Raw genomic sequence first — 12,579 nt, forward strand, 5'->3', positions numbered from 1 at the left:
ATATGGATACTAAAGTAAAGAATGCCCTAGAGGCAGCAGTCAATAATTACGCTAAAGTAGAACAGATTGATGGACAGGCTATCCTTCCAGGATTAGCTTCAGCATTTGAATTAGACGCAGCGTTTATGGAAAAAGTTGAAGCCATGGATGCCGTGTTTGATGATAACCAACGCTTTGAAGAATTGCGTGAATATAGCTTTGACTTATTGATGATCAACTTCTTCGCCGAGGATGTTCAGAAATTGGAAGAGGATTATCTGGATTCAGAAGAATGGGAAGCGATCGAGGAGGAAACACTTGACCGTGGCTCAGAGCTTTTGAATATTCTATTATACCTGAAAGAATGTGAAGATGACGAAGTAGAACCTTCTTTGGATGATTTCTTGAAAGAGTTCCTATTGGTGGAAGAAGATGAATTCCAGGATGAATATAGGATTTACGAAAAGGTAATTGCTAATCAGATCTTGATCGAAAGTGATTATAGCGAGATTGCGAAAGTTGCTGCTGGACTTTCAGAGGATGATGAACTGGTTGAATTATTCTATCCATTGATCTCATTCTTTAATGAACAGAAACCAAACGCAGGGCAGGTAGAAGATTATGCTCAGGCTGCACCGAACAAAGCTTTGGATCTAGCTCTATTGCAATTAATCATAAACTACAACTCATAAATTATGGATTCAATCAACGCTACAAATGATGTAAAGAAAAAAGCCATTATCAATGGCGTGATCTTAGGGGTTATTTCCCTTGTTCTTTCCATTATTTCCCTTTATTTCTCGAAAACAGCTACATCGATCGTCACTTCATCGGTGGTCAATATATTCGTTAGTTATGTCGTTTTCTTAGCCATTGCCGTATTTTTTATATTGCAATTGAGGAAAGCGAACGGCGGATATTGGGATTTCACCACTGCATTGAAGAATATCTTCATTATGTTGGCCATTACGGCTGCGATTGGCCTTATCGGCATCAATATTTTCAATTTGGTCTATCCTAACCTTCAGGTAGAAGCAATTGAGAACACCCAAAACTTGACCATTGAAATGATGGAGGCTAATAATTTGCCTGATGAGCAGATTGATGCGACCTTGGAATTGTTAGATCAGCAGAAAGAGGCCCTAGGCTCTTTGTCGATCGGACAGGTTTTGAAAGGTTTGGCTGTGTCCCTACTTTTATACTTTGTATTGGCTTTGATTTTTGCGGCAATCTTCAAAAAAGAAAAGCCAATGTTCAAGCCTGTAAGCAGTTCGGATGAAGCACATCCTTGGCAAAATACAGATAACAACGATAATAACGCTTAACAAACGCTAACGTTTATATGATAAAGGTATCATCCAAAAATGATACCTTTGTTCTTTATTCATTATGGACATTTCAGTAGTAATACCTTTATACAACGAGGAAGAATCACTTCCTGAATTGACGGCTTGGATTAAGCGGGTCATGGATGCCAATAATTTCACTTACGAAATCGTTATGGTTGACGATGGGAGTAAGGACAGTTCTTGGAAAGTGATCAAGGGCTTGAAGAAAGAGAATGAGAATGTTATAGGTATCCGTTTTAGACGGAACTATGGGAAATCTGCAGCGCTGAACGTTGGTTTTGCGGCTGCTGAAGGCGATGTCGTGATTACCATGGATGCTGACCTTCAAGATAGTCCTGATGAGATTCCTGAGCTTTATGACCGTATCAAGAACCAAGGTGCAGACCTGGTTTCGGGATGGAAGAAAAAGCGCTATGATCCATTGACCAAAACCCTTCCTACCAAATTGTTCAATTCCGCCACCCGTAGCATGTCAGGCATTGATAACCTGCATGACTTCAACTGTGGCCTGAAAGCCTACAAGAAGGATGTGGTGAAGAGTATTGAGGTCTATGGTGAGATGCACCGCTATATCCCTGTGTTGGCTAAATGGGCGGGTTTCAGCAATATCCAGGAGCAGGTCGTTCAACACTATCCACGTAAGTATGGTACCACTAAATTTGGTCCGGGACGTTTTGTGAAAGGTTTCCTGGATTTGATGTCCATATTCTTTGTGGGTAAGTTTGCCAAAAGGCCGATGCACTTTTTCGGGCCCTTAGGTGTGATCAGTTTCTTGTTAGGATTCTTTATTACCATCTGGTTGATCTGCGAAAAACTGATGAGCATCGCCAATGGTACCGTTTATAGAAATGTGACCGACCAGCCTTTGTTCTTTTTGGCATTGGTTGCCATCATCATTGGATCACAATTATTCCTGACAGGATTTGTTGCCGAGCTGGTATCGCGCAATGGTTCCGATCGGAATAAATATCATGTAGACGAAGTCATCTAATATGTTTTTTTCAATTATCGTTCCTCTCTATAACAGGCCAGTTGAGATCAAGGAAATGCTCAGTTCTTTGTTGGACCAGACCTACAAGGAATTCGAGGTCATCATAGTGGAGGATGGGTCGAAAAATAAAGCAGAACATATTGTAGATAAGTTCAAGGACAAGCTCGACATACAGTATTTCTTTAAGGAAAATGAAGGTCAAGGCTTTGCCAGGAACTATGGTTTTGAAAGAGCAAAGGGTGATTTCTTTATTGTTTTTGATTCTGATATCATTGTTCCTGAGGATTACCTACTGAAGGTAATCGAGGGGATTGAAAAAGATAAATTGGACGCCTTTGGTGGGCCAGATGCCGCACACTCTTCCTTTACCGCCATACAGAAAGCAATCAGCTATTCGATGACCAGTCCGTTTACAACGGGGGGCATCCGTGGCAATAAAAACCATGTCGGTCAATTTCATCCTCGGAGTTTTAACCTGGGGGTCAGCCGTGAAGTATGGGAGAAAACGGGCGGGTTTAAATTGTCCCGTCGTTCAGAAGATATTGAATTCAGTATCCGGATGATCAATGCTGGATTTAAGGTTGGCTTGATCCCTGATGCATTTGTATACCATAAACGAAGAACGAGCTTTGCCCAGTTCTATAAACAGACTTATAATTTTGGGAAGGGAAGGATCGATATCTACTGTCTTTACCCGAAAGAATTAAAGCCTGTGCATGCCTTGCCTGCCGTATTTGTGTTGGGTTTGGCGTTCTTGCTCATGATCGATGTCATCAATCTGTTGACCATGGACGAGATTTATTTTTTGCATATTTTGGGCCTGATCGGTAATTCATTCCTTGCAATCTATACCATTTTACTTTTTCTGCATGCCTTGGTCAGTACCAAGAGACTAAAGGTTGCCTTCTTATCGGTGATTGCAGCTTATACGCAGTTGATCGCGTATGGATCTGGCTTTTTGAGCCAATATGCCCATAAATTTATTACGAATAAAAAGGCTGCAAAGAATTGATAAATTCCTGAGGCTTTGTTAAATTGTGAGGAGGAGATAATATGATTTCATTAACTCAAGGAAGTTTAGATAAATTAGAGACACTGTTCAGTGATCTTGGCTATAAATTGCGCTATGAGAAAGGTTCATTTAGGACGGGAGCATGTGTTCTACAGAACGCTAGAGTAGTCGTAGTGAACAAATTCTCTACGGTTGATATGAAAGTGGTTTCTTTATTGCAAATCTTGGAAACCATGGAAGTGGATGAGAGTTTGATCCAAGAAAAGTTAAAGGCTTTTTACCAGCAAATAAAAAAGACAAAAATTACGGTTTGAGAGTAACATTTTTAGGTACAGGAACCTCGCAGGGAGTTCCGGTTATTGCATGTCCATGTGAAGTCTGCCATTCGGAGGATAATCGAGATAATCGCTTGCGTTCTTCGATTTTGATAGAATACAATGGCTATACCGTCATTGTAGATACAGGACCTGACTTTAGGTACCAAATGTTGCGCCAAGAGGTCAAACGCCTGGATGCGGTATTGATGACCCATTCCCATAAGGACCATATTGCTGGTCTAGATGATGTTCGTGCATTCAATTACCAACAACAGCAATCTATCCCTATCTATTCCAATAAGGCTACGCATGATGCGCTGAGGAAAGAATTTTATTATGCCTTCAGTGATTATAAATACCCTGGTGTGCCACAACTGGAGCTCGAGGAGATCTTTGCTGGACAGGCTTTTGAGCTATACGGGAAATCAATCTTGCCGATTGAGGTGATGCACTATAAAATGCCAGTTTTGGGATTCAGGATCGATAATTTTGCCTATATCACCGATGCCAAGACTATATCTGAAGAAACCTTTAAGTTATTAGAAGGTGTGGAGGTATTGGTGTTGAATGCCCTACAGCGAGAACCCCATATTTCGCATTTGACTTTGGAGGAAGCTATTGAAGTTTCCAATCGAATTAATCCCAAAAAAACCTACCTTACCCATATTTCACATCGCTTCGGCAAACATGTGGAGATCGAAGCCATGTTACCGGATGGAATTTATGTGTCTTACGATCAGTTAGTTATTGATTTGTTATAAAAAAAATTGTCTGTTTAAAACAATTTGTTTGAATGGCTTGTTTATCCTAATGAAAATTGAATCATTGAATAAACTATTTTACAAAACACAAATTTTAACTACTATGGGAAATATTTTGTATTTAATCGCAGTTATTCTTGTCATCATTTGGGCAATTAGCTTCTTTGGAGGTTATGCTACTGGTGGTATTATTCACATCCTATTGGTAATCGCCATTATTGTGATATTATTGAGAATAATCAGAGGTAACGCTTAATTTTATTAAATAATTGTTGAGCAATGGCTATGTCTTCTTCAAAGGTAATCTTCAGGTTCTGTTGGTCACCTGGGAGTAGGTATAAGTTGTTGCTCAACTTTTCTACCACAGATGCATCATCCGTAAAATAGTTTTCTTCAGGCTGCTCGTAGGCTTCAATCAATAGATTGCTCATAAAGAGCTGCGGAGTCTGCACCAACCAGACCATTTGCCTATCCACGGCATGGTTTTGATCCTGATTGCCCATCCTGACCGAATTTGTGCTCTGTACCGCAGGGATCACCGCCGGTTTATCCACATTGCAAGTCGAATAAAGCTCATCAATCAATTTACTGCTCACCATAGGCCTAGCACCATCATGTACGGCGATTTTGCTCTCTTGGCTGAGCTTAGGGCTTCCTTTAATAAATTCAATTCCATTCTTTACGCTCTGGAACCTGCTGTTTCCACCTTTTGTCACTTGGTGAGGGATATGGAAATCAAATTCTTTGCAGAGTTCATCCCAAAGGGCAAACATTTGTTCGGAAAGGACGAGGACAATTTGCGGATTGGACTGTGAAGCCGCAAATTTCTCCAGGGTATGCATCAGGATGGGTTTTTCATCCAATTGCAGAAATTGCTTAGGGAGATTTCCTCCGAGCCTAGAGCCTGTTCCGGCAGCAACGATGATGACAAAATGGGTAGACATAGCTTCAATATAGCGTTTAATAGAACAAAGTAAATAAAAAGGAATAAAAAACGCAGGTCATTGACCTGCGTTTTTCTTATTTAAGGAGTGATTTATTAAATAATCAACATAGCGTCTCCATAGCTATAGAAACGGTATTTCTCTTTAACTGCTACCTCATAAGCATTCATGACGTTTTCATACCCAGCAAATGCTGCAATCATTACCAAAAGGGTTGATTGCGGAGTATGGAAGTTGGTGATCATCGAGTTAGCAATGCTGAAATCATAAGGAGGATAGATGAACTTGGAAGTCCAGTCATTTGCTGCTTTCAAATGTTTGTCGGCAGAAACTGAGGATTCGATAGCACGCATAGAGGTGGTACCTACAGCACAGATCTTGCGCTTGTTATCGATACCTGTATTGACGATGCGAGCAGCTTCTTCAGAAATGATGAACTGTTCAGAATCCATTTTATGTTTTGTTAAATCTTCTACTTCAACCGTACGGAAAGTACCTAGACCCACGTGAAGCGTAACTTCGGCGAAATCTACACCTTTCAGTTCCAGGCGTTTCATCAATTCGCGTGAGAAGTGCAATCCTGCAGTAGGAGCAGCAACAGCACCTTCATTTTTTGCGTAAATGGTTTGGTAACGGAATTTATCTTCAGGAGTTGCTTTTCTTTTGATGTATTTAGGAAGTGGAGTTTCCCCTAAGATTTCGATGTTCTTACGGAACTCTTCATCAGTGCCATCAAATAAGAAACGGATAGTACGACCACGTGAGGTGGTATTGTCCACTACTTCAGCGACCAATAGATCATCATCACCGAAATAAAGTTTGTTACCAACACGGATTTTACGAGCAGGATCAACCAAAACATCCCAAAGGCGCAATTCTTTGTTAAGCTCTCTCAACAAGAATACTTCGATCGTCGCTCCAGTTTTCTCTTTATTGCCATACATACGAGCAGGGAAAACCTTTGTGTTGTTCAAGATCATGACATCTTTATCATCAAAATAATCCAGAACATCTTTGAAGATCTTGTGTTCGATTTTTCCACTATCGCGGTGTAAAACCATTAAACGAGATTCATCTCTTTGTTCTGAAGGTTCAGATGCTAGCAATGACTCTGGAAGATTAAAGTTGAATTGAGATAATTTCATGTTATTCTACTGATGTATTATGCCCTCTAGCCTTACTGGGGCTAGATTTTAAAAAGGCTTACAAAATTACGAAATTAAAAGCTAATTATTCCCTTTTTCTTGTATTACAACAATTTAATGATAATATCCGGTAAAATCATGTAGCTATGACTGTACATTTTAGGACATGTTCAAGCGAATTTATTTAATAACATTGATTTCTATAAAATATATTGTAATTTAAAACTGACATTTACACTGTCTATTACCTATTTAGATTAATTTTTTATGACAGATACAACAAAGAAGGGCGATTTTGCAAATGATTTAATACCTAACCCTGACACACTAGATGATGGAATCCATCACGTAAATAATCCAGTTCTCGACCTTCCTAATATTGAAAAGCTTTATCTAACAACAGTTAAAGGCTATACACAAGACCGAAATGCATTTTATTTTTCGGACGGTCGCTCGAAAGTGGAAGTGAAAGTTTTCTCCGAGGATATCATCCGCGTACGGTTGGCCCCAGAGGGTTCATTTTTGGTGGATTTTTCCTATGCCATCAGTTTCAAAGAGGATAACTATGTGAGTTATGAACTTTTGGAAGATGACGAATATTACAAAGTAAAAACTAATTCAACAATATGCTTGATCCGTAAATCGGATTTTACCATTTCCTTTGCCGATACCAATGAGAAGGTATTAAACAAAGACCATTCGCCAATGCACTGGGAAGAGAATGTGGATTTTGGTGGCTATTATGTCTATTGTTCTAAGGAAGCAGCTGCTGATGAAGCTTTTTTTGGATTGGGCGATAAAGCGACCAACCTGAACTTGAGAGGTAAAAGGGTGCGGAACTGGAATTCCGATACCTATTCCTATGCATTCAACCAAGATCCGCTCTATAAAACTATCCCATTTTATATGGGTGTGACGGAAGGTAAAGCTTATGGGATTTTCTTTGATAATACCTTCAAGACTTATTTTGATTTTGCAGCAGAACATCAGGATCAAACCAGTTTCTGGTCTGAAGGTGGTGAACTGCTATACTATTATATCCAAGGACCGAAAATGATGGATGTGGTAAAACGCTATCATAAACTGACGGGTACCCATTATATGCCGCCGATGTGGGGCTTAGGTTACCATCAATGTAGATGGAGTTACTATCCGGAGAATAAGGTTCGTGAGGTTGCCTACGAGTTCAGAAAAAGGGAGATTCCATGTGATGCGATCTATTTAGATATCGATTATATGGATGGCTACCGTTGTTTTACTTGGAACAAACGCTATTTCCCCGATCCGAAAAAGATGATTTCTGATCTAAATGCGAATGGCTTTAAAACTGTGGTGATGATTGATCCAGGGATCAAGGTGGATGATAGCTATTGGGTTTTCAAGCAAGGTCAAGAGAACAATTATTTCTGCCGTAGGGGGGATGATTACTTTATGGAAGGCTTTGTATGGCCGGGAAGATGTCAATTCCCAGATTTTACAAATCCGGAGGTAAGGTCTTGGTGGGGTACTCTGTACAAAGGTCTGGTTGAGGATGGCGTTGCAGGATTTTGGAATGACATGAATGAGCCAGCGGTATTTGGAAGAGGAACTTTCCCGAACGATGTAAGGCATCAATTTGAAGGCCATCGTGGTTCACACCGTAAAGCACATAATGTTTATGGTATGCAGATGGTGCGTGCGACCTATGATGGTTTAAAGAAGTTATATAAGAATAAACGTCCGTTTACCATTACCCGTGCGGCCTATGCCGGAACACAAAGGTATTCATCGGTATGGACGGGTGATAATATCGCAACGTGGGAACATTTGCGAATCGGGACCTTGCAGTTACAGCGTCTATCCGTATCGGGACTTTCATTCTGTGGAACTGATATTGGAGGCTTCACTGGTGAACCTGATGGTGAATTGTACACACGTTGGATGCAGTTTGGGGTATTCTCGCCCTTTATGCGTGTCCACTCAGCAGGTGATACCCGCGATCGTGAGCCTTGGAGCTTCGGTCCAGAATGGGAGGCCATCTGTAAAAAGTTTATTGAGTTGAGATACAAGTTGTTACCGTATATCTATTCAACATTTTGGTTGCAACACAAATATGGCGAACCTATCTTAAGACCTGTAGCCTTAATGGAGCAGGAAAAAGCGAAGAACATGGTTCGTGAGGAAGAATTTGGTTTTGGAAATCAATTGTTGGTTTCGCCAGTTCTTCATCCAGGTCAGCAGAACAAGATCGTTTACTTGCCTGAGGGAACTTGGTACTACTATTTTGATAACAGTTTTTATGAAGGAGGTCAGGAATACACCATAGATACACCATTGGATGAGATGCCATTCTTTGTTCGCGGTGGGTCGATTATCCCTGAATATCCAGTTATGCAGTTTACTGGAGAGCGTAGGGTTGAGTCATTACGATTGAACCTGTACTATTCAGAAGGTGAACATGCATCCTACCTATATTCCGATCATGGAGAAACCTTTGCCTATGAACAAGGTGTTTATGTGGAGAAGAATTTTATTGCAAGCTGTGATTCCAAGCAGGTCAGTTTAATACAAGGAGAGGAAGGACTGTATACTCCATATTACAGTGATTTCCACTTGTACCTGATCGGTTTACCGTTTGAGCCAAAACAAATTACAGTTGATGGAATGAAAGCTGCTTTGCAAAAAGATGAGCAGGGGAATAGTTTTATTAAATTAGAGAGAGATTTTAAAAAAGTAAACATACAATAACTAGCTAAAAACCACTATACTATGCCTCAACCAGTTGAAGTACACTCCTTATTGTCCGAATTTGATGTTTTTTTATTCAAATCTGGACGGCATTATAAGCTTTATGAGAAATTTGGTTCTCATGAGATTCTAATTAACGGGGTCAAGGGAGTATATTTTGCGGTGTGGGCACCAAACGCCCAAACAGTTTCTGTAGTCGGGAATTTTAATGGATGGAATCCACATTCGCATCAATTACATGTACGATGGGACAGTTCTGGGATTTGGGAAGGTTTTATTCCTGGATTGGAAAATGGGGAAGTTTATAAATATCATATCCATTCCAATACAGGTGAACATCTAGAGAAATCAGATCCGTTTGCCCTACATGCCGAGATTCCACCCAAGACAGCTTCTATTGTTGCGACGACTTGGTATGATTGGAGCGATTCGGAATGGATGTTCAATAGAAGGGAACATAATGCACTGGACAGACCGATGTCGGTCTATGAAATGCACCTGGGATCTTGGTTGCGCGACCCGAAGGATCCCGACCGTTTCTTGAGCTATACGGAAATTGCAGAACAACTGATCCCTTATATCCAGGAAACCGGATTTACCCATGTGGAGTTTATGCCGATCATGGAGCATCCATATTATCCTTCTTGGGGCTATCAGATTACGGGTTATTATGCGGCGAGCTCCCGATTTGGAGGACCCCAGGACTTGATGAAATTGATCGAGCTGTTGCATGAAAGCCATATTGGCGTTATTTTGGATTGGGTACCATCCCATTTTCCGGGGGATGCGCATGGACTTTATAATTTTGATGGAACCCATCTCTATGAACATGCAGATCCACGAAAGGGATTCCACCCTGATTGGCAATCCTATATTTTCAATTATGGCAGGAATGAGGTGAAATCATTTTTGATCAGTAATGCCTTTTTCTGGTTGGACCGCTATCATGTTGATGGACTTCGTGTCGATGCGGTTGCCTCCATGCTTTATTTGGACTATTCCAGGAAAGCTGGCGAATGGGAGCCGAATGAACTGGGCGGGAATGAGAACTTGGAAGCCGTTGCTTTCTTGAAGGAATTCAATGAAGCGATCTCTAAATACTATCCCAATGTGCAGACCATTGCCGAGGAGTCTACTTCTTGGACAGGGGTAAGCCGCGCTACATTTAATGGTGGATTGGGTTTTGGGATGAAATGGATGATGGGCTGGATGCACGATACTTTAGCTTATTTTAAGGAAGATCCTATCAATCGCTCATACCATCATGATAAGCTGACATTTGCTACCGTATACGGATTTACGGAGAACTTTATGCTGCCTTTATCCCATGATGAGGTGGTGTATGGCAAACAGTCCTTGGTCTATAAGATGCCGGGGGATGAATGGCAGAAGTTTGCCAACCTGAGGGCCTTATACCTATATATGTTTACATTCATCGGAACGAAATTGCTCTTTATGGGTGGTGAGTTTGGACAAACTGCAGAGTGGAATGTCAATCAATCTTTGGATTGGCACCTGATGCAATATAAGCCGCATTCCAGCTTGAAGGATTTCGTAGCGAAATTAAATGAGATCTATAAAAAGTATCCGGCACTCTATGAGAAAGCCTTCAGTCCGGAAGGTTTCTTCTGGATAGAATTAGGCGAACGGGACCAAAGTGTCTTTGCTTATTGCAGGCGCGGCCATGATATGGTAAACGACCTAGTAGTGGTCCTCAACCTAACACCGGTTGTCAGGAGGAAATTCAAGTTGGGGGTTCCACATCCGGGTAAATGGGAGTTGGTTTTGAATTCAGATGATCAGGCCTATAATGGTAGTGGGGTATCGGTTAAAAAAGAATTGATTACAGAAAATGAACCCTGGATGGGACAGGAGCAGGCCATTGTGGTGGATCTGCCACCATTGAGCGGTTTGGTATTTAAAAGAAAATTCGGCAAATGAAAGTCATACATTTAAGTGTAGAATGTTTTCCTGTAGCCAAAGTCGGAGGACTGGCTGATGTGGTTGGTGCCTTGCCTAAATACCAAAGGGAATTAGGTATAGATGCATCAGTGATCATGCCTTATTTCAACAGGAAGTTTGTTCAAGATCATGAATTTGATGTTGTCGCAAAAGGAGAGTTCCAACAAGGTTCAAGCTTATTGGCCTATGAAATATTGAAGGAGAAAACGGATGAACTGGGTTTTCCCTTGTATTTGTTGAAGATCCCTAATCTACTGGATCGGGAAGAGATCTATTGCTATCAAGATGAAGCAGATCAATGGATAGCATTCCAGCATGCTGTCCTCCATTACCTGAAATATAATGATATCCATCCAGATGTCTTGCATTGCCATGACCATCATGTTGGGTTGGTTCCATTCTTAACGAAATGGAGCAATGAATTCAATGTTTTCAAAAATGTGAAGACCGTCGTTACGGTCCATAATGGACAATATCAAGGTTGGATGTCCTGGAGCAAAGGGATTATCCTTCCATCATTCGATACTTGGAAGTGGGGGCTGTTGGATTGGGATGGCCTGATCAACCCACTGGCCACAGCCATCAAATGCTGTGATGCCTATACCACCGTTTCAGAAGGCTACCTAAAAGAGCTATTTGTTGAAGCCAATGGATTGCAGCATCTGTTTTCAGATGAACGCTCCAAGGCTGTAGGGATTGTAAATGGAATTGATACTTCCTATTGGGATCCTGAAATTGATGCATTAATCGATCATCAATATTCGATGATGACCGTGAATCAGGGAAAAGCAGAAAACAAAATGGCCTTTTGCAAGGAGTTTGGATTAGATCCAAGCAAGCCTTTGTTGAGCTATATCGGCCGATTTGCGACCGAAAAAGGAGCAGATATTTTGCCTGAATTAATTCAGAATCTTTTGAAGAAAAACTCAGGTAAATTAAGTATATTTATACTAGGCTCTGGTGATTCGGGCATTCAACAATCAATAGAGGCTATCACGCCTAACTATAAGAGTGATTTAGCAGTATTCTTTGGCTATAATGAGCAATTAGCTCACCGAGTTTATGCGGCTTCAGACCTATTGATTATGCCTTCGCGTGTAGAGCCCTGTGGATTGAACCAACTGTATGCATTGAAATATGGGACTATTCCTGTCGTACGCAAGATAGGGGGTCTAAGAGATACTGTAAAGGATGTTGAAGAGGGGGGCTATGGCTTTCTCTTCAATGATGTGGAAGCTGAAGAAGCTGCTGAGACCGTGAAAAGAGCAATCAAATATTTGAGTTATGCTGATAACTTGACCAAAACAAGGGACGCTGCGATGGTATTGGATTATTCTTGGAACAAATCGGCAAAAAAATATATAGAGTTATATAACCAATTACTTAAATGAT

General features: G+C 40.9%; 12 protein-coding genes. 10 read left to right on the forward strand and 2 right to left on the reverse strand.

Translation table 11 applies throughout. The features are described from left to right. Positions 1-2 precede the first annotated feature (2 nt). The 7 genes from CKW03_RS07365 (at position 3) to CKW03_RS07395 (ending at position 4,665) form a co-directional block, all read left to right on the forward strand. Positions 3-671 carry a hypothetical protein gene (locus tag CKW03_RS07365; protein ID WP_093095431.1) on the forward strand — a complete coding sequence of 223 codons (669 nt, stop codon included), beginning with the start codon at positions 3-5 and terminating at the stop codon, positions 669-671. A gap of 3 nt (positions 672-674) precedes the next feature. Continuing rightward, positions 675-1,304: a DUF4199 domain-containing protein gene (locus tag CKW03_RS07370; protein WP_093095433.1), complete on the forward strand. Its 630-nt coding sequence runs from the start codon at positions 675-677 to the stop codon at positions 1,302-1,304. A gap of 64 nt (positions 1,305-1,368) precedes the next feature. Beyond that, positions 1,369-2,319 (forward strand): glycosyltransferase family 2 protein, encoded by a 951-nt coding sequence (locus tag CKW03_RS07375; protein ID WP_093095434.1) that lies wholly within the window; start codon positions 1,369-1,371, stop codon positions 2,317-2,319. A 1-nt stretch (position 2,320) separates the two neighbouring features. Further along, positions 2,321-3,331: a glycosyltransferase gene (locus CKW03_RS07380; RefSeq protein ID WP_093095435.1), complete on the forward strand. Its 1,011-nt coding sequence runs from the start codon at positions 2,321-2,323 to the stop codon at positions 3,329-3,331. A gap of 41 nt (positions 3,332-3,372) precedes the next feature. Then, positions 3,373-3,645 carry a hypothetical protein gene (locus tag CKW03_RS07385; RefSeq protein WP_093095437.1) on the forward strand — a complete coding sequence of 91 codons (273 nt, stop codon included), beginning with the start codon at positions 3,373-3,375 and terminating at the stop codon, positions 3,643-3,645. Continuing rightward, positions 3,642-4,409 carry an MBL fold metallo-hydrolase gene (locus CKW03_RS07390; RefSeq protein ID WP_093095438.1) on the forward strand — a complete coding sequence of 256 codons (768 nt, stop codon included), beginning with the start codon at positions 3,642-3,644 and terminating at the stop codon, positions 4,407-4,409. The genes CKW03_RS07385 and CKW03_RS07390 overlap by 4 nt, the downstream gene beginning before the upstream one ends. 103 nt (positions 4,410-4,512) lie before the next feature. Further along, a complete protein-coding gene (locus CKW03_RS07395) occupies positions 4,513-4,665 on the forward strand; it encodes a lmo0937 family membrane protein (protein WP_139185413.1) in 153 nt (50 codons plus the stop codon). On the opposite strand, the gene CKW03_RS07400 is transcribed toward CKW03_RS07395, so the two are convergent. Together CKW03_RS07400 and queA are read right to left on the reverse strand one after the other, a co-directional pair. Next, positions 4,649-5,353 (reverse strand): 2-C-methyl-D-erythritol 4-phosphate cytidylyltransferase, encoded by a 705-nt coding sequence (locus tag CKW03_RS07400; RefSeq protein WP_093095441.1) that lies wholly within the window; start codon positions 5,351-5,353, stop codon positions 4,649-4,651. The genes CKW03_RS07395 and CKW03_RS07400 overlap by 17 nt on opposite strands. A gap of 95 nt (positions 5,354-5,448) precedes the next feature. Next, positions 5,449-6,498 carry a tRNA preQ1(34) S-adenosylmethionine ribosyltransferase-isomerase QueA gene (queA, locus tag CKW03_RS07405; protein WP_093095442.1) on the reverse strand — a complete coding sequence of 350 codons (1,050 nt, stop codon included), beginning with the start codon at positions 6,496-6,498 and terminating at the stop codon, positions 5,449-5,451. A 267-nt stretch (positions 6,499-6,765) separates the two neighbouring features. Here queA and CKW03_RS07410 point away from each other — a divergent pair, with 267 nt between their 5' ends. Genes CKW03_RS07410 through CKW03_RS07420 form a run of 3 tightly spaced genes read left to right on the forward strand, consistent with a single transcriptional unit; the run spans position 6,766 to position 12,578 of the window. Next, the gene (locus tag CKW03_RS07410; protein WP_093095444.1) at positions 6,766-9,225 is read left to right on the forward strand and encodes a glycoside hydrolase family 31 protein; all 2,460 of its coding nucleotides are present in this window, start codon (positions 6,766-6,768) and stop codon (positions 9,223-9,225) included. A 21-nt stretch (positions 9,226-9,246) separates the two neighbouring features. Next, entirely contained in the window at positions 9,247-11,166 is a 1,920-nt protein-coding gene (gene glgB, locus CKW03_RS07415) for a 1,4-alpha-glucan branching protein GlgB (RefSeq protein WP_093095445.1), read from the forward strand. Continuing rightward, positions 11,163-12,578, forward strand: a complete 1,416-nt coding sequence (locus tag CKW03_RS07420) for a glycogen synthase (protein ID WP_093095446.1) — start codon at positions 11,163-11,165, stop codon at positions 12,576-12,578. The genes glgB and CKW03_RS07420 overlap by 4 nt, the downstream gene beginning before the upstream one ends. Position 12,579: the final 1 nt, after the last annotated feature.

Origin of the sequence: Sphingobacterium mizutaii, from assembly GCF_900187125.1 — a bacterium.
GTDB lineage: Bacteria > Bacteroidota > Bacteroidia > Sphingobacteriales > Sphingobacteriaceae > Sphingobacterium > Sphingobacterium mizutaii.

Coding starts and splice junctions, on each gene's coding strand:
- CKW03_RS07365 (WP_093095431.1), top strand. CDS start 3: ATGGATACTAAAGTAAAGAATGCCCTAGAGGCAGCAGTCAATAATTAC.
- CKW03_RS07410 (WP_093095444.1), top strand. CDS start 6,766: ATGACAGATACAACAAAGAAGGGCGATTTTGCAAATGATTTAATACCT.
- CKW03_RS07420 (WP_093095446.1), top strand. CDS start 11,163: ATGAAAGTCATACATTTAAGTGTAGAATGTTTTCCTGTAGCCAAAGTC.
- CKW03_RS07395 (WP_139185413.1), top strand. CDS start 4,513: ATGGGAAATATTTTGTATTTAATCGCAGTTATTCTTGTCATCATTTGG.
- CKW03_RS07385 (WP_093095437.1), top strand. CDS start 3,373: ATGATTTCATTAACTCAAGGAAGTTTAGATAAATTAGAGACACTGTTC.
- CKW03_RS07375 (WP_093095434.1), top strand. CDS start 1,369: ATGGACATTTCAGTAGTAATACCTTTATACAACGAGGAAGAATCACTT.
- glgB (WP_093095445.1), top strand. CDS start 9,247: ATGCCTCAACCAGTTGAAGTACACTCCTTATTGTCCGAATTTGATGTT.
- CKW03_RS07400 (WP_093095441.1), bottom strand. CDS start 5,353: ATGTCTACCCATTTTGTCATCATCGTTGCTGCCGGAACAGGCTCTAGG.
- CKW03_RS07370 (WP_093095433.1), top strand. CDS start 675: ATGGATTCAATCAACGCTACAAATGATGTAAAGAAAAAAGCCATTATC.
- CKW03_RS07380 (WP_093095435.1), top strand. CDS start 2,321: ATGTTTTTTTCAATTATCGTTCCTCTCTATAACAGGCCAGTTGAGATC.
- queA (WP_093095442.1), bottom strand. CDS start 6,498: ATGAAATTATCTCAATTCAACTTTAATCTTCCAGAGTCATTGCTAGCA.